Genomic DNA, 21,157 nt, shown 5'->3' with positions numbered 1-21,157 from the left:
CAAGGACGCTCCTGTGACAGGCGTTGCAGGAGCGTTCTCTTATGCACGACGAGATCGTTTGCGAATGGTCTATGTAACCAAATCAGGACATTGTCAGCCGATGGTCATGCGCCGAAGCACGTCGGTTTTCCAATAGAATTGGTGAAACAGTGCACCAAGAATGTGGCCGACGATAACGATCCAGAGGATAACTTTCAGGACGTCGGCATGGATATCCCCTGCTACGTTGTAGCCAAGATAATAAGCGGCCATGCCGGTGATCGGCATAACAAGAAGCAGGAAATACAGTGCCGCATGGGCTAGTTTCGCCGCTATCCTGAAGATAGGCGGCACCTCGGTCGGCGAGGCCGGAACACCTGATGTGACACGAAGCAAAAGACGCAGCGCAACCAGAAACAGGATTGCGACGCCAACATATGCGTGGAGGTTTGCGCTGGAAACCTGATCGGCTGTGGCTGAGCCGGCACGCCGGATACTGCGCTTCCAATCGTTTATGCCATCCGGCAGCAGTAAGTTGAAGAAGACCAGTCCTGCGGTCAGCCAGTGCAATAGACGTTGCGGGATCGAGAACACAGTAGGAGTATCTTTCGTCATTCACGCTCCTCGCGTACCGCTCTAGATCTCGCGGAATTTCATTATTCACCTGCGGCCACCACACCGTGCGGGGATGGGCTCGCAATGGAAGCAGAGCGAAGGACAGAAAGCGCATCAGTCGGCAAGGAGCGTCGTGATGCGCTTCGAGTGCCGGCTACTATTGCGTTACCGTCAGTGCCGCATGCATGCCCGCTTCGTAGTGCCCCTTTATGTTGCAAAGCAAAAGGTAGGATCCGGGCGTGAGCTTGACCGTCAACTGGCCGTCGGTATCAGGCTTCAGCTCGGAGACTTCGCCAAGACTTTTCAGCTTGCTCTCGTCTACACGGTGCTTCGCTTTGATCAGCGGGATCGACTGATCCGGCGACTTCAACTTCACCAGCACCATCTCGTGCTCTTCGGTCATCGCCTCGTTGTGCACCGTAAACGTCGTTGCTCCCGCCTTCACGGTCGAATGATCAAGTGAGAGCGTCATTGGTCCGCCGCCTTCCCCTTCCGCCATAACTCTAATTGTCGTCGCGGCGAAGGAAGGCGCAGCAAGCGAGGCAAATGCAAGCGCAGCGACTGCGATGCCTGGAAATCTCGTCATTTGGAAAGCCTTTCTGACATTGACAGCCCGCCGTGCCCTATTGGGCGAACCTGACAATGGGCTGAACTCGATCCGTAAAACAGAAGCGCTCGCCACACCCGCGACACGCGTTACGAGAGTCTTTTTATTCTCTATCGGTGCCAGCTCGGCGCCGGGGGTGATATCGACAGCCACTAGCTACGTGGCTGACGGAGCGTTTCTCGTTCGAGATTCAACTGACGATAGAGGACAGAAAGCTCCGCGGGTTTAATCTCTTTGAGATTTGGCGACGCAATTTCAATGTCGAGCTTGTTGAGACGCTTTTCGATCTCCGCAAATCTCTCGGCGTTCCCATCGCTGGCTCTAAACACAATCATCTCGCACCGCGCCATTCACCAGAAAAGCAAGCGGTCTAAGTTCGTCGCGCCAGATCGACCGCGTGATCAACTCGGCGGCATCTTTTCGAATTTTGGCAATTGTGGATCGACGTGGTCCCATGGCTGCGCGGCGGCGGCCCAGCTGATCAACTGTGGCTTGTAGCGCGTCGGGTCGTCTAAGCTGCCGGCACGAACGACGAAGTAATCAGGGAAGGCAGGAAACGTCATGTATACAGGCGAGCCGCAGGTGGGGCAAAAGGCTCGGTCCTTGGCAATTCCGCCGTCACCGATTGCTTGCCAATGCGTTGCTTGCCCCTCGACAACAACGTTGTCACACTGGAAGGTCAGATGCGATGCGTGCCCGGTGCCGCTCTCGCGCTGACATTGGCGGCATTGGCAGTCAAGCATCACCACCGGATCGCCTGCTATCCTGTAACGGATCGCACCGCATGCACAGCCGCCTGTATAGGGTTCACTCATGTGATCCTCCTTTGGAAAACAACGATGATATTCTGGGATCTTAGGGTTCAGCCCTGCTCATCCACGACGGGACGCATGCGGGAAACAACCTTTTTCCAACCTTCGCTCATGTTCGTGAAGGCCGTATCGTTCTTCGGCGTGATGAACCCGGAATGGACGAGCCGGATGCGCGTTCCGCCTTCCACTACGCTGAGCGACCACGTAACGATCGTATCGAGCAGCGAGCCGTATCCTAGGTTTGCCGGGTGCCCGCCCTTCCAGGTGTAGGCAAAATGTTCGTTCGGCGCGACATCGGTCACTTCGCAATGAATGATCCCATCCCATTCCCCGGCCGGGTTCGTCTGAAAGGTGAAGCGATTGCCCACCACGGGCTCGAATCCCGTCGGCTTCATCATGAAGCGTGCTATCATGTCGCCGGAGGTCAAGGTCTTCCAGATCGTCTCCACTGCATGCGGAAACACCTCGTCGACGACAATGTCCTGAATGTTGAATTGCAGCATTGCCTTGGTCATGGATCGATCTCTTTCAATAGGGTTCGCAGACTGTCGAAGCGTTCCTGCCAGAAGAGGCCGTAGTGGCTCATCCAGTCAACCAGCGGCGCAAGTCCATCGGGCTCCGCACGGTAATAGACATTTCGTCCCTCGGGGCGCTCGGCGACGAGACGGGCCTTCCTCAGCGACTTGAGATGCTGTGAAATGGCACCTTGGGTCACGCCGCTTCCGCGGGTGAGCTCGACAACGGTAATCTCGCGCGCACTGACGATCCTCTCATAGACAGCGCGGCGAGTCGGATCGGCGAGCGCACGCATGACGGAGGAAATCTCGGTAGCTTCTATCATGCATAACCAATTAGCGGATACTCATCAAATAGTCAACACTAATGATTTTGCCCTTGGAAATTTTGGGGTAGGTACTGCCGAGACGATTCAAGTCTTCGAGCCGAGGGTTGCGACAGAACGGCATTTTTATATGGTTGATGTCGAACATCGACGTGGCCGATCGTCATTCTATAAATCGCCCCCGGAGAGCTCGGATGAACACAACGGACGACGAACTTGTGAATTTCGAGGCGCAGGGCGCCATGCCTTTGCCTGCGGCGCGGAGCGAAGGTTTCGTGGACAACGACGGCGCGCGGATATGGTACGCCACCTCAGGATCCGGCCCGGCGGTGATCCTTCTGCATGGTGGCCTCGGCAACAGCGGCAACTGGGGATACCAGGTCCCGGCAATTGTTGCATCGGGCCGCCAGGTAGTCGTCATCGACAGCCGCGGGCACGGCCGCAGCACCCGCGACCAGCGGCCCTACACATACGAGTTGATGGCATCGGATGCTATCGCGGTCATGGATCGGCTTGAAATCGACGAGGCTGCCCTCGTCGGCTGGAGCGACGGCGCCTGCACCGCCCTCATCCTCGCAGATCAGGAGCCGCACCGAGTCTCCGGCGTCTTCTTCTTCGCATGCAGCATGGACCCGAGCGGGACCAAGCCATTCGTCGCGACGCCTGTTATCGATCGCTGCTTCAGCCGTCACAGCAAGGACTACGCGGCCCTATCGGAAACGCCGGATCAGTTCGAAGCCTTCGTGGTCGATGTCAGCCGGATGATGGCGACGGAACCCAACTATTCCGCACAGGACCTCGGCCGGCTGAGCGTGCCGGTCGCCATCGTATTGGGCGACGGCGACGAGTTCATCAAGCCGGAGCACGCCGACCATCTCGTTCGCAGCATTCCCGGCGCGGAGTTCATTGCGCTGGCCGGCGTCAGCCATTTCGCGCCGCTGCAGCGGCCCGAGTCCTTCAATCGCGAAGTGCTCGGATTTCTGGACCGGATCGGCTAAACATTAGCAACGACCGGCCCCCAGCCCATTGCATCTTATTCGCAACTTGCCACTGTCGGCGCGCCGGCGCTCGACAGCATCGCCTGCAGGTCGTCGCCTCGAATGAGCGGGATGAAGTCATCCGCAGGCGCAGTCTGGAGCCAGACGTCCAACGGCCGAGGGGAATTGCCCGCAGGATAGACGCCGCGCCCGCGGCCGTCAGTAAAAACGACGCCCAGGCCCGCCCTTGCCGTGGATGCCGGCTGCCTTCTCGGCCCTTATCTTCGGCTGAAAGGCTCGACGTCGGCTGACGACACGGCCCCAGGATCACCATCTTTCCGCCCGATGCCAGGTTCGCCGGTAGACCAGCAACCAACTTGGCGATCTCGGTCATCGGAAGGCGTGTTGGTCTATTGCGCCTGAAGACTGGCGTTCGACTTCGACGGATTCAAGCACGACGTCGGCGAGGCGCTGTTCAGCGATCCGAAACCGATGACGTTGCCCCGTATCGCGATCATGAGCCTCATCGTCATCGGGCTGGCGAATGCGGCGCTCGCAGTCAGCGACCTGCACGCTGTGTGGGCCTGTTCGGCCGGCATCAGATGGGTGATCGCTTTTCACGACAATGCGGCAAGCTTCCGCGCAGGGCAGCATGTTCGCTATGGCCGGCGTGGTCTCGGGCATCGTGTCGCGAACTGCGGGCGTTCTCCTGGTGACCTATGCGAACCCAGTCGGACCAAGGATGCTGGGCGTCGGCGGGGTTGTTGTTGGTGCTCGGTCACATCAGACCTGACCGAGCGCGTCGGGATCACCGGGCAGAACATCTCCCTGCTGAAATCCGGCAAGGTAAGGCGTGCGTTTCGATACGCTGGAGAATATCTGCCGGGCGCTTGGGCTGCCAGCCCGGCGATATCCTTGAATTCCGCGAGGACGAGGCGACTCATTGCCGCCCCGGCCGCCACCGCGAGCGGCTATCAGAAGCCGATCTCATGGGCGAAGGGCGGGTTGGCGCCGGCGCGTGAGACGGTGACGGCGGCCGCCCTGGCGCCCAGTTCCAGGGCATCGCGTATGGCGGCCGCGTCAAGGGCCGCGACCTTTGCCTTGGTCAGCAAGTCCTGGCGCTTCAGCGAGGCCAATACGCCGGCATCGAATGTGTCACCCGCCCCCACTGTGTCGACCACGGTCACGCGCTGGCTCGGCACCGACACCTGGTGGCGGGCGGTATAGCCCGTGGCCCCTTCGGCACCCTTGGTGATCACGACGAGCTTGGCGCCATGCTTGAGCCAGTAGGCCGCCAGGTCTTCATGGCTGCCTTGGAGGCCGAACCATTCCAGATCCTCGTCAGAAAACTTCAGGATGTCGGACTTGGCCGCCATGCGCTTGATGCGCGCCATGTGGGCTTCCTTGTTTCTGATGAAGCCGGGGCGGATATTCGGATCGAGCGAGATGACGCGCTTGCCGGCTTCGCGGTCGAGCAGCGCTTCGTAGGTTTCGCCGCATGGGCTGGGGATGAGGCTGATCGCGCCGAAATGCAGGGCTTCGCAGTCGTCCTGCAGCGCGGGCAGGTCATCCGTGGTGATCATGCGGCCCGCCGTGCCCTCGTCGTAGAAAGCATAGGTCGCCTGGCCATTCACGAGCTTGACGAAGGCAACCGTGGAGGGGCGCGGCGCGATGGCACAAAGGCTGAAGTCGACGTTGCTCGCCTTCAGCGTCTCGCGCAGGATTTCGCCCATCATATCGTCGGCGAGACCCGTAAAGAAGGACGTGGAAATGCCCAGTCTGCCGAGCGCAATCGCCGTATTGAAGATCGCGCCGCCGGCATAGGGGGCGAAGCCCTTCTCGCCGAGAGTGGTCTCCCGCGGCAGCATGTCAATCAGCGCTTCGCCACAGCATAAAATCATTCCGACCTCCCAGTGCATTCACCGATTTCGATATTCTAATCGATTAAATAATTTCGTGGCAAAAGCAAAGCGCCTCGTCACGCATTCGCTGTCACAGCGATGTAATGCCGCCGTTGCGACCCGACCAGGCGAGCGGCGCATCGAGGAAAGACTCGACCTCGTTCAGCGTATTCTCGTCGAACAGCTTCTGCGCCTTGGCAACAGCGAGCACGTCGCGCCACGTGGCGATGTAGTGCAGCTTTACCTTACCATCGGCAAACCGAAGCGCGCCTTCATCGAATATACCGTAGTAGAAGAGCGCGATACCGTGGTCGACGACACCGCCGGCGGCGCGGATCGCATCGATGAACTTGAACATGCTGCCGCCCGCCGTCGTCAGGTCCTCGATGACGAGAACGCGCGAACCCTCCGGCATGTTGCCCTCGATCTGCGCATTACGGCCGTGGCCCTTCGGCTGCTTGCGGACATAAATCATCGGCAGGCTGAGGCGATCGGAAAGAAGAGCTGCGAAGGGAATGCCGGCCGTTTCGCCGCCGGCGATGCAATCGAACTGTTCGAAGCCCGCATCGCTGAGCACGACGCTTGCCGCGAAATCCATGACAGTGGAACGGATGCGCGGGAAGGAGAGAAGCCTACGGCAATCGATATAGACCGGGCTCGCCATGCCGGAGGCAAACTTGTAGGGCTGCGCGGCATTGAAATGCACTGCCTTGATCTCCCAGAGCATCTTCGCCACCAGTTCTGCCATGACTGCACGGCCGGTGAATGTCGTCTGGATCATCGCTCTCTCCATTGGTCAAATTTATGGGCCAATAGCAGCAAGTGCAGAAAGATTCCAGAACGGCGAGAGGGATGAAGCGAGAATGCGGGCAAAAACATAGCAGCAACGCGCCGCCGCTCCGGCTTCGGCCCGAGGAATATTCGCCGATCGGCGGCTCGCCAGTGTTCAGCGAGAAAATCTTTAAGCTTTTTCAAACCGTTGGACTTGCGTGGCAGCACGGCGGGGATATCGTGACGGAATGGATCATATAAACGTCTTCCATCGCCTCGGTGTGGCGCTCGCAATAGGCCTGCTCGTCGGCGTCGAGCGGGGGTGGCAGGAACGCGATATCCGGGATGGCGGCCGCACGGCCGGCATCAGGACTTTCGGCCTGACCGGCTTTCTCGGCGGAGTCGTCGGGACGCTGCAGCCCGTGACGGGCCCGTTCTTGCCGGCGACGATCGCCGCGCTCGTCGGCGCCGTCTACATCGCCGGCAAGTGGCGCGAAGCGGAGGAAGACAAAGACTACGGCGTGACGTCGATCGTCGCGGCACTCTTGGTCTTTGCGCTCGGCGTCCTTGCCGCCGTCGGCGATGTTATCACGGCTGCTGCGGGCGCCGTGGCAATGACGGTGGTTCTGGCTGCGCGACACAGCCTGCACGGATTCGTCCAGTGGCTGACCTGGCCGGAATTGCGCTCGGCCCTTATGCTGCTCGCCATGACGGTGGTCGTGCTGCCGCTGTTGCCGGACAATACGCTCGACCCTTGGGGAGCAATCAATCCCTTTTCGCTCTGGCTGTTGACCATCACGATCGCGGCACTCTCTTTTGCCGGCTACGTTGCCATCAGGCTGATGGGCACGAACCGCGGCGTATTGCTCGCTGGTGCCGCAGGCGGTCTCGTCTCATCGACCGCGCTGACGCTTTCCTTTGCGCGATACTCCAGAGAGGCACCGCAGGGGTCACGCCACCTGGCAGCCGGAGCGGCCATTGCCGGCGCCCTGTCTTTCGCGCGCGTGATCGTCATTGGCAGCGCATTGGCGCCGGGTCTGCTCATCCCGCTGACCGCGGGCCTTGTGCCGGCCATTGCCGGATGTCTCGTTTTAGGCTTTCTCTGGGTATCTCGTCCCCGGTCATCAACAGATGTGCCCGGGCCCTCAACGGATGTGCCAGAGATCGCGTTGAAGAACCCCTTCGAAATACAGACGGTCCTTTCCTTCGCACTTCTGCTCGGGCTCATCAGCCTGCTATCGAAAGCCGCGATCACCTACCTGGGAGCCTCGGCACTTTTCGCGGTGGCGGCGATCTCCGGCCTGGTGGATGTAGACGCGATTACATTGTCGACAGCACAGCTTGCCGGCACCACGATAGACTTGACGACCGCTGCCGGCGCCATTCTGCTCGCCGTCGCCGTCAACATGGTGACCAAGGTGGCGCTGGGGCTCACCGCAGGCAGTGGAGGATACGGACTTGCACTTGCGCAAGCGTCTGCCATCTCCGCCGCGCTCGGGGCAATCGGTTACCTGTCCTACTTTGCCTTCTTGCGGGGATAGGTTGCTTGCCGCGATCGCCTTCCGCGCGAACGGCGGAATACATTGCCCCTCAATGATTGTGGGCGCTCTTGCGGGTTCCTATCGAGAAAACCGTTCAAATTCGAATGATTGACTTTAGATTGGCGTGACGGGTCCCCGACCATTTTCGCGGCGCTAAAGAAACCACGAAGGAGGCCGCTATGGGCCAGACACCGCCAAGGTTTTTCGGAAGTTCAACACCTCGCTTACCTTCAGGATCTTCTCGATCTGCTTTGTCTCGACGCACGTTCCACTTCTGGCCTTGGTCCTATATCTCGTCACCGGCTTCAGAAGCGAGGCCATGCCGGTGCTGCTGACGGTGCTCACCGCGACAATTTCCGGAACGGCATTCTGCCTTGCCGCTGTATGGGCGCTGATCAAGCCGCTGCATGCGGTCGCAGACGTGGTCGAAGCCTATCGCTCCACTGGAGCGGTCAAACCCCTTCGCAGCACACGCAAGGACGAGGTCGGCGTGGTGACCAACGGGATTTCCGTGCTGATCACCGAACTCGATGCCACGCTGTCCCAACTCCGGCGACAAGCGACGACAGATGTTTGACCGGTCTCGGCAATCGCCGCTGGTTGAAAGATATCGGTTCCCTGGAGATCGCCCGCGCGGCGCGCGAGCGTATGCCAATCTCGGTCGTGGTGTTCGATCTCGACCACTTCAAATCGATCAACGACGAGTTCGGCCACGATGTCGGCGACCATGTTCTGATGACGGCCGGAGCAGCGATCCAACACAATCTTCGCCCCTACGACATCGCAGCAAGAATAGGCGGCAAAGAATTCTGCCGCGCACCGACGTTGACGGCGCCGTTGCCATTGCCGATCGGCTGCGCAAACAGCTGGAGGCAAAGACCATCGGCCCTTTGCCTGCCGGTCGCGTGACGGCCAGCTTCGGTGTCTTCAGCGGCGATGCCGCCAGTGAAACTTTGAAGTCGATGCTCACGGCCGCCGACCGGAGGCTTTATTCCGCCAAGAACAGAGGCCGCAATGCCCTCCACTCGGACGCTAGGGCGCGCGCATCACGGCGCAGCCATGAGGTGACCGATGTCGACGGGCAGCATTTTCTTGTAGAGTGCGATTGCTGCCTGTCCGTCTTCCTCGCCGAGCGAAATTGAATATCGCACGGCAGCGGCAAGCAGCTGCATTGTCAGCCGGGCGATCGCCAGCAACTCCTGCGGCATAGGCTGCGGCCAGAGCCTAACCAGCACCTCGAACAGCCTTTGGGAGTGGAATTCCATGTCCTCGGCATCCACCTGCTGCAGCAGCCTGTCGGCCTGTGTTGCATGCCAGATGTCACGCATGACAGGCTCACTGCGGAAGAAGTGATAATACTGATCGACGATGCTGCCGAGCGCCTGCCGCAACATCTCGGCGCTCGCCACGTTGGCCAGCTCTGCCTCAACGCAGCGCCTGCCCTGCTCGTTGAACCGCTCTGCCAGCGTGCGGATGATCGAGCTCTTGTCCGGGAAATACTGATAGAGCGCACCGAATGACAATTCGGCTCTCTCGACGATCTCGCTCATCTTCAGCGCGTCACTGCCATTCTTCTCAATGAGCTCCGTTGCGACCGAGAGAATCTTCTCGAAGCGGTCGCGGCCGCGTTGCTGCTTCGGGATCCGCCGCGGCTGACCGGTCGCATCCGCTTGTTTTTTTCGACGATCTGCGACCCGCCCCGGCATTTGCCGCTCCTTTTTAAGTTGACGGCAAGAATAAGAGGGTTTATCTCATTTTGCAAATGAGAGATTTTCTCTTATTTTGACACAGGGAGAGTACTCAGATGCAGAATCCCGAAATCATCCTTGTCGGCGGCGCCGGAAAGACCGGCAACCGCGTCGCAGTGCGGCTGGAGGCGCGCGGCATCCGGCATCGCTTCGTGTCGCGCTCCAGCAGCCTTCCATTCGACTGGCAGGACCGGTCAACATGGCGCGGTGCGCTCGCCGGGGGTACCAGCGCCTATGTCACGTTTCAGCCAGACATTGCAGTCGGATGGGCGGCGGAGGCTATCGACGCCCTTGCCGGCACAGCACTCGACAGTGGGCTGCGGCACATCGTGCTGCTGTCCGGTCGCGGCGAGGAAGGAGCGCAACGCAGCGAAGAGTCCCTGATGGCATCCGGTATCGGTTACACGATCCTGCGCGCCTCCTGGTTCTGCCAGAACTTCAGCGAAGGCGCCTTTGCGGAATCGATCGCGGCCGGGGAGCTTGCCCTCCCGGTAGGCGAGGTGAAGGAACCGTTCATCGATGCCGACGATATTGCCGACGCCGCTGTTGCGGCCTTGACCGATCAACGTCATGTCGGAAAAACCTACGAGCTGACCGGCCCTCGCTCAATCACATTCGGGGAGGCTGTCGACGAGATCGCCAAAGCATCCGACAGGACAATTGCCTACCGGCAGATTTTGATCGCCGATTTCAAGATCGGTCTAGCCGCAGCTGGTCTGCCGCAGGAAACAATCGACGTGCTCGACGAGCTCTTCAGCCAGGTGCTCGATGGCCGCAACTCGCATGTCATGAACGGCGTTGCGGAGGTTCTTGGCCGCCCAGCCAGGGACTTCGGCCTTTACGCTGGCGAAGCCGCAGCCGCGGGCGTCTGGAGGGCGCGACCATGACCTTCGTTCTCATTATCGCACTCATAGCGGCCGCAATCGGCAGCGGCCTCGTTGCCGGAATCTTCTTCGCTTTTTCGACCTTTGTGATGACGGCGTTTTCGCGCATCCCTCCCGAACAGGGCATTGCGGCAATGAACTCGATCAACGTGACGATCGTGCGGTCGCCCTTCATGCTGCTCTTCGTTCCGACGGCGATCCTGTGTCTCGTGATCGCCGGACTTGCCTTCCTGGACTGGCGCGAAGGCACCAGCGTCCGGATGCTCACAGGCGCCGCACTCTACCTGTTCGGGTCATTCGCTTCGACGATCATCTTCAACGTACCGATGAACGATGCACTTGCGAGAGTCAGCGGCAACGGCCCCGAAGCGGCCGCAATCTGGGCGACCTATCTGAAGGATTGGACTTGGTGGAATCATGTTCGCACGATCGCCTCGCTTCTCGCTTCCGTCGCCTTTGTGCGTGCGCTGACGATCCTCTGACGAAAAGACGGGTGACAAACGGTCCCACCCCATGCGTTCACGGCCGTTGGCAGAAGGTCACGCGGTTGTTGAACGGATCGATGACCTCCATCTCGAGCCCCCAGGGCGCTTCCCGGATGCCGGGCTTCATGTAGCGGTACTGCTTTGCGGCAAGCTCGGCCTGAAAGACGCGTATCCCCGTCACAGGCACAAAGGCTCTGGCACCTGGGCTCGCGTCACCCGAATGCTCGCTCAGATGCAACAACATGCCGCTGCGAGAGACCTGGCAATAGAGGGGAAAATGATCCCCGAAGCGATGCTCCCAGTCGAGCGCGAAGCCGAGAAAGCCGCAATAGAACTCCTTGGCCTTGTCTACGTCGAAGATCCGGAAGATCGGGATCGGAGGCTGAATGGCGATTGATGGCGGCACCGGCTCTTCCTCGTCGAGCTTCGCCGAGAGGATATTCCAGTGATCGAAGCCGAACTGGCGGGCGACGATCTCAAGGGTTTCGCTGTGGGTGAGGTCAATGTCGCGCCCGGCGAGAGCCTGCCGCAGCGTTTTCGCCATGAGTTTGGCGTCGCGAAAATCGCGCATGGTACATTCCTTCCGTTGGCGGCAAACGGGACGATCAGTGCCCGCGTCTGCTGACCCGTTCGCCATCAATCGCCAAACGGCAAGGGATGTGAAGGATGTATCTGGATGCATTCACCATCGCGCTTTCGCGCCGCGGGGCGGCTGGCCGCATCCGGCCGATGCCGACCTTATGGGAGTCAAGGCGTTCGATCAAGAGCCCGTTCGCACCGTCTCGGCCTGGACGGCGTGGAGATGGCCGGACAGCTCGACACGATTGCGGCCGGTACGTTTGGCCGCGTAGAGGGCCTTGTCAGCAGCACTCAACATCGCGTCGAAATGCGTCGGGATCGGTCGTCCCACCGCGACGCCAGCACTGACTGTGCATCGTACGACGATCCCGTCGAGGCGTGTCTCATAGTCCTCCAAGGCTCTTCGTATGCGTTCCGCCACCCCTTCCGCTCGTCCCGGCATCACTTCCCTCAGCACCAGCGCAAACTCCTCGCCGCCGAGCCGCGCGGCTGTGTCGCCGGTTCTGCAGCTCGCCTCCAGAATCGCGGCAAAGACTTTCAGCACATGGTCGCCGACGCCGTGCCCATAAGTGTCGTTGACCGTTTTAAAATGGTCGATGTCGAAAACCACAATCGCGGTTGTTGTGTCCATCGTGCCAGCGCCATAGCGGTCGAACAGGGCGCGGCGATTGAGAAGACCGGTGAGCGGGTCGGTTATCGCATCCAGCCGATGCCGGGCAGCGATACGCCACTGATGCAGCGCTAGTGTAAGGGCTCCGATACCGGTCATGCTGGCGATGCATATGGCGATGCTGAGGTCCTCGGCCCAGTTCCTCGGCGCTGCGCCTAGAACAAGCTTGCCGCCGGCGAGCAGAACTGCCGCGCAGAGCACGAAGGACACGGCCGTGAGGGAGTAGAGAAAGACAATTGCAGTAAGCGGCGCAGGCGCCTCGTCTCGCGCCAGCCAATATTGATAGGCAATAGCAAAAAGGACGGCGGCAATCAGCCCATTTTCAGCGATGAAGGCAGCGCCATCGTAGCCGGCGATCATCGGCGGAACGGAGAGCAATACGGCTGATATGGCGCAGACTACCGTCACCCGGACCGGGAAGCGACCGGTGCGAAACTGGTATCCCGCGCCCCACCCCATGGCAAAGCCCGAATGGAAAAGAACATAGGCCACAACACCGAGCCATCTAGCCGGCGTCTCGACGTACAAACCATAAACGATGATGCCGCCCACTATCAGCAGCAGTGCGAAAGCGCAGCTAAGCAGGAAGGTCTCGGTGCGACGCCCGAACCAGCTGCCGAACAGGGTTGCTGCAAGGCAACCTGCCGAAACCGCAAGTGCGATCAAAAGGGAATTATAATCAAGCGTCATGCTTCAATACCCAGCGGCTTCTGCCGCAGCCCTCAATCGGCTCACAGCCTAGCTGCCGGGGTATGAGGAATGTCTTACCGGTTTTGTTAAAAATGACTTCTTCGAAGCAAAATAAACTGTAACGACGATGGTGCCGTGCCGCGTCAAGTTGACACGACAATATAAATTGTAAATCCAAGGATATTATTTAGCGGTCAACATCCCAATGCAGCGGAAACATTGGATCGAAAACAGTTACGGAACCCGCTCCTGTTTCAATCCTGGCCGGAAACGACACGGGATCTGTTCGTTTGACTAGCGTTACTGTCTCTTCGTTGACAGGAAGGTCGTACCAGGCCGGCCCATTCAGGGAGACGAAGGCTTCAAGCTTGTCGAGCGCGCCATCCTGCTCGAAGACATGGGCCAGGCAGCTCATTGTGTTGATCGACGTGTAGATGCCGGCGCAGCCGCAGGCGCATTCCTTCAGCGGATCGACATGCGGGGCAGAATCCGTCCCGAGGAAGAAACGGGGATCGCCACTGGTAGCTGCGGCACGCAGGGCCAGCCGGTGGTTCTCGCGCTTGGCAACCGGCAGGCAATAATAGTGGGGACGGATGCCGCCGACGAGAATGACGTTGCGGTTGATGATCAGGTGATGCGTGGTGATCGAACCGGCGAGGTTGGCTTTGGCCGACTTGATGTAGTCGATGCCGTCGCTGGTGGTTACATGCTCCATCGTCACCTTCAACTCCGGCAGGCGCTTGCGCATCGGATCGAGAACCGTCTCGATGAAGACCGCTTCCCGGTCGAAGATATCGACCTCGGGCGTCGTGACCTCGCCATGAACGCAGAGCGGAAGACCGATTTTCGCCATACGCTCCAGCACCGGCATTGCCTTTTCGATATCGCGAACGCCGCCATGCGAATTGGTGGTAGCGCCGGCCGGATAGAGCTTGACCGCGGTGATCAACCCGCTTTTCTTTCCTGCCTCGACATCGTCGGGATCGGTGTGCTCGGTCAGGTAGAGCGTCATCAGGGGCTGGAACCGATCGCCTGTCGGCAGCGTAGCCGTGATGCGCGACCGATAGGCCTCCGCATCCGCCGTGGTAACGACAGGCGGGACAAGGTTCGGCATGATGATGGCGCGGGCGAAATCACGGCTGGTGTCGCCGATGACCCCCTCCAGCATAGCGCCGTCACGCAGGTGCAGGTGCCAGTCATCTGGGCGGCGGATGGTGATCGATTGCATGACGGGCCTCCGGGGCGATGTATTCCGGGTGTCGATACCACCAACCGCGCGGCAAAAACAATCGCTAAGCGATGTTCAGCGTCACATCGGCTGGGCGGCGGTTGCTGAGGATCAATCGCCCGTTCGGAAGATCGTTGCCGTAAACTTTGGCGCTCGCGGCCTCTTCGGTCAGCTTGTAGCCCCGCCAGCGCGCCCACAGGCGCTCTTCTAGCACCTCGATCGGCGGCGCGAGCATGATCGAGTAGTCGAACACACCGTCCAGTTCGGCCCACTTACCAAGATTGAAGAGCAGATAGTTTCCCTCGACGATGATGAAGCGGTGATCCGGCGAAACCGCCCGGGCCGACGCGATGGCGATTTCGCGCGCACGGTCGAAAACCGGGACCAGCACTTCCTGGTCCGCAAGCTGCACGGCACGGATGATATCCAGAAAGCCGCGCACGTCGAAGCTTTCCGGAATGCCCTTGCGCGCCAGCATGCCGCGCTCGATCAGGATGGCGTTGTCCATGTGAAAGCCGTCCATCGGCAGCACTTCGGCGGTCTGGCCGCTCGCCCTCAAAGCGTCGGCGAGATTGTCGGCCATGGTAGACTTGCCGGAACCGGGCGGACCGGCAATCGCCACCAGGAAGCGCTTCGCATCGCCGGCGCGGGTGACAATCGCGCCGGCGATTTCCCTTATACTCTCGCTCATGCAGCAACCGTCTCCGTGGGCGCTGCCTTCGCGCCAGTCATGAATGCGACGGCATCCGACATCGTATATTCCTTCGGATCGATGACCGTCAGGCGGCGTCCGAGCCGATGGATGTGGATGCGATCCGCCACTTCGAAGACGTGCGGCATGTTGTGCGAAATCAGCACGATCGGAATGCCGCGCGAGCGCACGTCGAGGATCAGTTCCAGAACCTTGCGGCTTTCCTTCACACCGAGAGCGGCTGTCGGTTCATCGAGGATGATGACCTTGGAGCCGAACGCGGCAGCGCGAGCGACCGCCACACCCTGACGTTGGCCGCCGGAAAGGGTTTCGACCGCCTGGTTGATGTTCTGGATGGTCATCAGACCGAGTTCGGACAGCTTCGTTCTGGCTCGATTTTCCATTTCCGGCCGATCCAACATCCGGAACACGCTGCCTAGCATGCCGGGCTTCCTGATCTCGCGACCGAGGAACATGTTGTCTGCGATCGAGAGTGCCGGAGACAGTGCGAGATTCTGGTAAACGGTCTCGATGCCCGCGTCGCGCGCTTCCATCGGGGAGCGGAAGTTGACCTGCTTGCCCTCAAGCCTGATCTCGCCTTCATCCGGCGTGACCGCGCCCGATATTGCCTTGATCAGCGATGACTTGCCGGCACCATTGTCGCCAATGACAGCCAGGATTTCGCCGGGATACAGGTCGAAGTCCGCGTTATCCAGCGCCGTGACGCGTCCGTAGCGCTTGACCAGACCGCGCGCAAAGAGAATGGGTTCGCTTGCCATTGTTACACCGACACCTTTCTGATCCACTGGTCGATTGCGACTGCGGCGATGATGAGCACGCCGGTCAGCAGGACCTTCCACTGCGGATCCGCCCCCAGCATATTGAGGCCCATCGATACGACGCCGACGATCATCGCGCCGAATAGCGTGCCGAGGATGGAACCGCGGCCGCCGAAGAGCGAGATACCGCCGATCACAGTCGCAGTGATGGCCTGAAGGTTGTAGTCGGTCACTGCGGAGGAGGGTGAAATCGAGCCGTTGCGGCCGATCGACACCCAGGCGGCAAAGGCGGCGATGACGCCAGAGATCGCATAGACGGTCAGCAGCACCTTCTTGGTCTGGATGCCCGAGAGCTTTGCGGCTTCCGGGTCGTCGCCGACCGCATAGACGTGCCTGCCCCAGGCCGTGTGATTGAGGATGTACCACAGCACCAACACCAGCAACACCATGGCGATGACGCCGAGTGTCAGGACGGCGCTTCCGACCTTGAAGCTGAACGCGAACAAATGCAGCAGCGGCGCCTGCGCATCGACGTCGGTGTCGCGGATCGTCTCGTTTGCCGAGTAGATGAAGTTCGTCGCCATGACGATATTCCAGGTGCCGAGCGTCACAATGAACGGCGGCAGCCGCATGTAGGCGACGAGAAAGCCGTTGAGAAGACCGCAGAGGCCGCCGACGACCAAACCGACAAGCACTGCGAGCGGAGTCGGTATTCCGTAGGTGACCGCGACATTGCCCATGATGACAGCGGAGATGACCATGATCACGCCGATCGAGAGGTCGATGCCGGCGGTTAGGATGACGAGCGTCTGTGCTGCGCCGAGAATGCCTACGATGGCGATCTGCTGCAGGATGAGCGTCAGCGTGTAGGACGAAAAGAACCGTCCCCCGATCGCGAGCCCGAAAATGATGATAGCCAGCACCAGCACGATCAGCGGCACGGCCGCCGGTGTCGAATGCAGGAAATGCTGCGCCCGCTTCAAAAGTGAGACTTTCTGGTGCTCGAATGACGCAACGCTCTTGTCGCTGCCATCAAGGACCCGTTCGAATTCCTGTGCTCCGGTCACTTTTTCCTCCTCCGCTTTCGCGCCGAACCGCGCGCGGAAGCCACTGCCGATCTCATTCCGGTCTTCGCACGCCGGTTCGTCAGGTAACGGCTCATCGTCCGTCGAAAACGGCCGGGGATCAAGCCCCGGCCGGTCTTCTGGTTAAATCGCGAGGCTTAGCCCCAGCACTTGTCGGTACCTACCTTGGTGTCGATCGACTCGACGCCGGAAACCGGCTTGTCGGTGACGAGCGAGACCCCGGTATCGAAGAAGGACTTGCCTTCGGTGGGCTTGGGCTTCTCACCGCTGTCGGCGAACTTCTTGATCGCCTCGACGCCGAGAGCGGCCATCATCAGCGGGTATTGCTGCGAGGTCGCGCCGATGACACCTTCGGTCACCGACTTAACGCCCGGGCAACCGCCGTCAACAGAAACGATCAGCACGTTCTTTTCCATGCCAACGGCCTTCAGCGCCTGATAGGCACCAACGGCAGCCGGCTCGTTGATCGTGTGGATGACATTGATGCTCGGATCCTTCTGGAGAAGATTCTCCATGGCCTTGCGGCCGCCTTCCTCGTTGCCGTTCGTCACGTCATGGCCGACGATGCGCGCATCGTCCTCGTCACCGATCTTGTTCGGGTCCTTGGGGTCGATGCCAAAGCCGATCATGAAGCCCTGGTCGCGCAAAACGTCGACTGTCGGCTGGGACGGCGTCAGATCAAGAAAGCCGATCTTGGCATCCTTTGCCTTGTCGCCCATCGTTTCCTTGGCCCACTGACCGATCAGCTTGCCGGCGAGCAGATTGTCCGTGGCAAACGTCGCATCGGCGGCATCGGCCGGATCAAGCGGCGTGTCGAGCGCGATGACGAGCACGCCGGCGTCGCGCGCCTTCTTGACCGTCGGCACGATGCCCTTGGTATCGGATGCCGTGATCAGGATACCCTTCGCACCGTCGGCGATGCAGCTTTCGATGGCCGCAACCTGACTTTCGCTATCGCCGTCGATCTTGCCGGCATACGACTTCAGCGTGACGCCGAGTTCCTTCGCCTTGGCCGTCGCACCTTCCTTCATCTTGACGAAGAAGGGGTTCGTATCGGTCTTGGTGATGAGGCAGGCGGATACGTCCGCGGCCATTGCCGGAGCCGAGAAGGCGACACCGAGCGCCAGCGCGCCGAGCGCTGCAGAAAGTACGGATTTCTTCATTTACTCCTCCCAGAGTGTAGCCGGCCTGCCCCATGACAAGCCGGAATTGACTGACACGGAGGTCAGCATTCGGATTCGCCGATGGCCTCTCCGAGCCGTTTCCTGCCGTTGACAGTCCTAATTAAGAGCAAAAGAATTTCTCTTGTCAATAAATAAATCCAATTGAATTATTAATTCGCTGTGGCATGCTCATAGAAAATAGGGCATAGGCCGATAAACGGGAGGAGTGGCCAATGTCGTCCATAGGAGGTCCGGTTCAAGCGCCGGCCCAGCTGCCTATTCTCAGTCCTGCGGGCGGCGCAAACCAGATCAGGGTGCGCGCCTACAACGAACGGTTGGTGTTGTCGCTGGTGCGTCTCTACGACTCCCAGTCGAAGGCCGATATCGCGCGCCGTAGCGGCCTTTCGGCACAGACGGTCTCGGTCATCATGCGTGCACTCGAGAAGGAAGGACTGCTATCCCGCGGAGAGCCAGTGCGCGGACGCGTCGGCCAGCCGTCCATCCCGATGCGGCTCAATCCCGATGCGGTCTACTCCTTCGGCGTGAAAATGGGCCGGCGCAGCGCCGATCTCGTTCTGATGGATTTCGTCGGCCGCATCCGGATGCAGAAGCGACAAATCTATGCTTATCCGCTGCCTGAGGAGTTTATGGATTTCATCACGTCCGGGATCCAGGAACTGGAAGGCAGGCTTGATGCCGAACAGCGCAGCCGCATAGCCGGGATCGGGATCGCCGCACCCTTCGAACTCTGGAATTGGGAGGAGGAGGTCGGATCGCCGAAGGGCGCGATGGACGTCTGGCGCGATGTCGACCTGCAGACCGAGGTCGCCGCGCGCGTCTCCTACCCCGTGTTTCTGCAGAACGATGCGACCAGCGCTTGCGGCGCTGAGCTGGTCTTCGGCATCGGCCCCTCATATCCCGACTTCGTCTACTTCTTCATCGGCTCCTTCATCGGCGGCGGCATCGTACTCAACTCTGCTATCTTTTCCGGACGTACTGGCACGGCGGGCGCGATCGGCCCTCTTCCCGTCCGCGGCAAGAACGGCGAGACCCTCCAGCTTCTGGAGGTCGCTTCCATCTTCGTGCTTGAAAACATGCTGCGCGAACGCGGGATCGATCCGCAGCCGCTCTGGTATTCCGCCGATGACTGGATCGACTTCGGCGAGCCGCTCGAGGAATGGATACAGGACACGGCAAAGGCACTCGCCCAGGCAATCGTTGCCGCCGCATCCATCATTGACTTCAGCGCAGCAGTCATCGACGGAGGCTTTCCCGCCTGGGTGCGCGAACGGCTGGTCAAGGCGACGATTACGCAAGCCGACAAGCTCGATCTTCAAGGCGTGGTCATGCCCGACATCATCGAAGGAGCGGTCGGCTCGCAGGCGCGCGCCATCGGCGGCGCAAGCCTGCCGATCTTCGCGCGCTATCTCACCGATCAGAACGTACTCTTCAAGGAGGTCGAGAATGCTGAAGGGACTTAACCCGCTGCTCAGCCCGGAATTGCTTGCGACATTGCGCGGCATGGGCCATGGCGACGAAATTGCCATCGTCGACGGCAACTATCCCGGCGTCGAGCATGCGCGGCGGCTGACCAGGCTCGACGGCCATGGAATCATCGCCGTTCTCGACGCTGTTCTCAGCGTATTCCCGATCGACGATTTCGTGCAGGACGCGATCTTCCGCTCAACGGTGAAGGCAGACCGCGACAAGCTCGACCCGGTGCATGAGGAAATGATCGATTGCTGCGCTCGGCACGAGCCGCATCGGAAGGTGGTACCGCTCGTTGGCCAGGACTTCTACGGCCGCGTGCGCGCCGCCCACGCCATCGTCCAGACCAGCGAACCGCGGCTCTACGCCAACATCATCCTGCGCAAGGGCGTGATCTATCCGCGGACGGGAGACCCTGCCCACTCCAAGGGAGAGGTGGACCCGTTCGTCTACTGAGCCTCAGATCTCACCCGCGGACGGACCCCAGACGTCGGTCAGAGCGAAGCCGCCGGGATGCGGGTCGAAGGGATCGAGTGCTACCTGCGAGAGACCGAAGGTGAAGCCGCGACCGGCGATCGTCGGAATGACAGCAGGTCGTCCCGCAACCGTCGTCTCCGCCAGCAGCCCGACCTCGAATTCGGAATCGATGATCGACCGCGACTTGAAAACGTCGCCGACCTTCGCCTTGCCGCGAGCATGCTGTGCCGCGAGATTGGCGGAATTGCCCGTGCCGCAGGGTGAGCGATCGGCCCGGCCGGGCCACATGGTCGTGCAGGTTCGCACGGTGCCGTCCGCCTCGACGTCGCGGAACATCACATAGGCCACACCCGAAATCGCTGGAATCTCGGGATGCACGACCTTGGTGCTGAGATTGATCTGTTCCTTCAGGATCATACCGGCCTGAACGAGTGCGGCGGCATTCGCCTTCTCGATCGTCAGGTTGATCTGGCCGACGTCGACCAGGGCGTAGAAGATACCGCCGTAGCAGAGGTCAGCCTTGATCTTTCCCCATTTTGGCGTGTCGATTTCCACGTCCAGTTCGTGCACGAAGGACGGGACCATGGTCAGCTTCACCTTCTCGCAGCGCCCGTCGCGGCAGGTTGCCGTCGCCTTGACGAGGCCGGCCGCGGTTTCCAGCGTGACGATGGTTTCCGGCTCTTGCATCTCTACGATGCCCGCCTCCAGCAGGGCTGTGGTCACGCAGATCGAATTCGACCCCGAGCTCGCATGCGCCTGATCCGGTTGCAGGATGATGAAGGCTGCATCTGCGTCCGGGTGTTTCGGCGGAAGCAGAAGATTGACGGAGCCGATCGGCGCGCCGCGCGGCTCCAGGCAAAGGAAGCGACGCAGCTCCTGGCCTTTCGGATCGGTGTTCAACCAGTGCAGCTGTGCGGCCACCGTATCGCCGGGGATCTTCGGAACGCCGCCGATTGCGACCCTTCCGATTTCACCTTCGGCATGAACGTCCAGAAGCTGGATCGTGCGTTTCCATCTCATCGGCTAACTCCAGGCATAGATGACGCGTAATGCAAGAACTCCGCGCTTCCGAAACAGGACAGGTGCGAGGTTTCCTAGAGCATTCCGCTTTTCCTCGAATTTGCGAAAACGCTCTATCCCTTTGTT

The 21,157-nt window shown here is 60.3% G+C and carries 23 protein-coding genes and 1 pseudogene; 8 read left to right on the top strand and 16 right to left on the bottom strand.

Annotation, left to right across the window (positions count from 1 at the left end; all coding sequences use genetic code 11):
* Nucleotides 1–93: 93 nt before the first annotated feature.
* From AC1D2R_RS02125 to AC1D2R_RS02105, 5 genes are all read right to left on the bottom strand, one after another.
* Nucleotides 94–594: a cytochrome b gene (locus tag AC1D2R_RS02125; RefSeq protein ID WP_477964271.1), complete on the bottom strand. Its 501-nt coding sequence runs from the start codon at nucleotides 592–594 to the stop codon at nucleotides 94–96.
* 157 nt (nucleotides 595–751) lie between these two features.
* Complete coding sequence (locus AC1D2R_RS02120; RefSeq protein WP_477964269.1) at nucleotides 752–1,180, bottom strand: plastocyanin/azurin family copper-binding protein; 429 nt, start codon at nucleotides 1,178–1,180, stop codon at nucleotides 752–754.
* Between the two features lie 422 nt (nucleotides 1,181–1,602).
* On the bottom strand, nucleotides 1,603–2,016 hold the full coding sequence (locus tag AC1D2R_RS02115; RefSeq protein WP_477964267.1) for a GFA family protein: 414 nt from the start codon (nucleotides 2,014–2,016) through the stop codon (nucleotides 1,603–1,605).
* A gap of 47 nt (nucleotides 2,017–2,063) precedes the next feature.
* The gene (locus tag AC1D2R_RS02110) at nucleotides 2,064–2,528 is read right to left on the bottom strand and encodes an SRPBCC family protein (RefSeq protein ID WP_477964265.1); all 465 of its coding nucleotides are present in this window, start codon (nucleotides 2,526–2,528) and stop codon (nucleotides 2,064–2,066) included.
* On the bottom strand, nucleotides 2,525–2,854 hold the full coding sequence (locus tag AC1D2R_RS02105; RefSeq protein WP_477964263.1) for an ArsR/SmtB family transcription factor: 330 nt from the start codon (nucleotides 2,852–2,854) through the stop codon (nucleotides 2,525–2,527). The genes AC1D2R_RS02110 and AC1D2R_RS02105 overlap by 4 nt, the downstream gene beginning before the upstream one ends.
* A gap of 194 nt (nucleotides 2,855–3,048) precedes the next feature.
* Between AC1D2R_RS02105 and AC1D2R_RS02100 the strand changes: the two genes are divergently transcribed.
* Nucleotides 3,049–3,852, top strand: coding sequence for an alpha/beta fold hydrolase (locus AC1D2R_RS02100; RefSeq protein ID WP_477964261.1), 804 nt, complete (start codon nucleotides 3,049–3,051; stop codon nucleotides 3,850–3,852).
* A 953-nt stretch (nucleotides 3,853–4,805) separates the two neighbouring features.
* Here the strand turns inward: AC1D2R_RS02100 and AC1D2R_RS02095 are convergent.
* Complete coding sequence (locus AC1D2R_RS02095) at nucleotides 4,806–5,732, bottom strand: carbohydrate kinase family protein (protein WP_477964259.1); 927 nt, start codon at nucleotides 5,730–5,732, stop codon at nucleotides 4,806–4,808.
* Nucleotides 5,733–5,823: 91 nt separating this feature from the next.
* Nucleotides 5,824–6,513 carry an orotate phosphoribosyltransferase gene (locus tag AC1D2R_RS02090; RefSeq protein ID WP_477964257.1) on the bottom strand — a complete coding sequence of 230 codons (690 nt, stop codon included), beginning with the start codon at nucleotides 6,511–6,513 and terminating at the stop codon, nucleotides 5,824–5,826.
* Nucleotides 6,514–6,751: 238 nt separating this feature from the next.
* Between AC1D2R_RS02090 and AC1D2R_RS02085 the strand changes: the two genes are divergently transcribed.
* The 3 genes and pseudogenes from AC1D2R_RS02085 (at nucleotide 6,752) to AC1D2R_RS02075 (ending at nucleotide 9,186) form a co-directional block, all read left to right on the top strand.
* Nucleotides 6,752–8,044, top strand: a complete 1,293-nt coding sequence (locus tag AC1D2R_RS02085; protein WP_477964255.1) for an MgtC/SapB family protein — start codon at nucleotides 6,752–6,754, stop codon at nucleotides 8,042–8,044.
* Between the two features lie 319 nt (nucleotides 8,045–8,363).
* Complete coding sequence (locus AC1D2R_RS02080; RefSeq protein ID WP_477964253.1) at nucleotides 8,364–8,621, top strand: hypothetical protein; 258 nt, start codon at nucleotides 8,364–8,366, stop codon at nucleotides 8,619–8,621.
* Nucleotides 8,618–9,186, top strand: a pseudogene (locus tag AC1D2R_RS02075) (GGDEF domain-containing protein). Before AC1D2R_RS02080 ends, AC1D2R_RS02075 begins: the two are co-directional and overlap by 4 nt.
* On the opposite strand, the gene AC1D2R_RS02070 reads toward AC1D2R_RS02075, so the two are convergent.
* Complete coding sequence (locus AC1D2R_RS02070) at nucleotides 9,091–9,750, bottom strand: TetR/AcrR family transcriptional regulator (protein WP_477964251.1); 660 nt, start codon at nucleotides 9,748–9,750, stop codon at nucleotides 9,091–9,093. The pseudogene AC1D2R_RS02075 and the gene AC1D2R_RS02070 sit on opposite strands and share 96 nt — an antisense overlap.
* A gap of 98 nt (nucleotides 9,751–9,848) precedes the next feature.
* Here AC1D2R_RS02070 and AC1D2R_RS02065 point away from each other — a divergent pair, with 98 nt between their 5' ends.
* Both AC1D2R_RS02065 and AC1D2R_RS02060 read left to right on the top strand, forming a co-directional pair.
* A complete protein-coding gene (locus AC1D2R_RS02065; protein WP_477964249.1) occupies nucleotides 9,849–10,679 on the top strand; it encodes a Rossmann-fold NAD(P)-binding domain-containing protein in 831 nt (276 codons plus the stop codon).
* Nucleotides 10,676–11,158, top strand: a complete 483-nt coding sequence (locus tag AC1D2R_RS02060) for an anthrone oxygenase family protein (protein ID WP_477964247.1) — start codon at nucleotides 10,676–10,678, stop codon at nucleotides 11,156–11,158. Before AC1D2R_RS02065 ends, AC1D2R_RS02060 begins: the two co-directional genes overlap by 4 nt.
* 37 nt (nucleotides 11,159–11,195) lie before the next feature.
* Here AC1D2R_RS02060 and AC1D2R_RS02055 read toward each other — a convergent pair whose 3' ends face one another.
* From AC1D2R_RS02055 to AC1D2R_RS02025, 7 genes are all read right to left on the bottom strand, one after another.
* A complete protein-coding gene (locus AC1D2R_RS02055) occupies nucleotides 11,196–11,732 on the bottom strand; it encodes a glyoxalase superfamily protein (RefSeq protein WP_477964245.1) in 537 nt (178 codons plus the stop codon).
* 189 nt (nucleotides 11,733–11,921) lie between these two features.
* Entirely contained in the window at nucleotides 11,922–13,100 is a 1,179-nt protein-coding gene (locus tag AC1D2R_RS02050; protein ID WP_477964243.1) for a GGDEF domain-containing protein, read from the bottom strand.
* Nucleotides 13,101–13,287: 187 nt separating this feature from the next.
* Nucleotides 13,288–14,328: a dihydroorotase gene (gene pyrC / locus AC1D2R_RS02045; protein ID WP_477964241.1), complete on the bottom strand. Its 1,041-nt coding sequence runs from the start codon at nucleotides 14,326–14,328 to the stop codon at nucleotides 13,288–13,290.
* 64 nt (nucleotides 14,329–14,392) lie between these two features.
* Complete coding sequence (locus AC1D2R_RS02040; RefSeq protein ID WP_477964239.1) at nucleotides 14,393–15,019, bottom strand: nucleoside triphosphate hydrolase; 627 nt, start codon at nucleotides 15,017–15,019, stop codon at nucleotides 14,393–14,395.
* Entirely contained in the window at nucleotides 15,016–15,798 is a 783-nt protein-coding gene (locus AC1D2R_RS02035) for an ATP-binding cassette domain-containing protein (protein ID WP_477964237.1), read from the bottom strand. The genes AC1D2R_RS02040 and AC1D2R_RS02035 overlap by 4 nt, the downstream gene beginning before the upstream one ends.
* 2 nt (nucleotides 15,799–15,800) lie before the next feature.
* Nucleotides 15,801–16,865, bottom strand: coding sequence for an ABC transporter permease (locus tag AC1D2R_RS02030; protein WP_477964235.1), 1,065 nt, complete (start codon nucleotides 16,863–16,865; stop codon nucleotides 15,801–15,803).
* A 155-nt stretch (nucleotides 16,866–17,020) separates the two neighbouring features.
* Nucleotides 17,021–18,046, bottom strand: a complete 1,026-nt coding sequence (locus tag AC1D2R_RS02025) for a substrate-binding domain-containing protein (RefSeq protein ID WP_477964233.1) — start codon at nucleotides 18,044–18,046, stop codon at nucleotides 17,021–17,023.
* A gap of 233 nt (nucleotides 18,047–18,279) precedes the next feature.
* On the opposite strand from AC1D2R_RS02025, the gene AC1D2R_RS02020 reads away from it, so the two are divergent.
* Nucleotides 18,280–19,527, top strand: coding sequence for an ROK family transcriptional regulator (locus AC1D2R_RS02020; protein ID WP_477964231.1), 1,248 nt, complete (start codon nucleotides 18,280–18,282; stop codon nucleotides 19,525–19,527).
* On the top strand, nucleotides 19,511–19,990 hold the full coding sequence (locus tag AC1D2R_RS02015) for an RbsD/FucU family protein (RefSeq protein WP_477964229.1): 480 nt from the start codon (nucleotides 19,511–19,513) through the stop codon (nucleotides 19,988–19,990). Before AC1D2R_RS02020 ends, AC1D2R_RS02015 begins: the two co-directional genes overlap by 17 nt.
* A gap of 3 nt (nucleotides 19,991–19,993) precedes the next feature.
* On the opposite strand, the gene AC1D2R_RS02010 is transcribed toward AC1D2R_RS02015, so the two are convergent.
* A complete protein-coding gene (locus AC1D2R_RS02010; RefSeq protein ID WP_477964227.1) occupies nucleotides 19,994–21,031 on the bottom strand; it encodes a 4-hydroxyproline epimerase in 1,038 nt (345 codons plus the stop codon).
* Nucleotides 21,032–21,157 lie beyond the last annotated feature (126 nt).

The organism is Rhizobium sp. P1_C7 (genome assembly GCF_056406295.1).
Note: the sequence above shows the minus strand (reverse complement) of the source record. Positions and strands in the feature narration are given on the sequence as shown.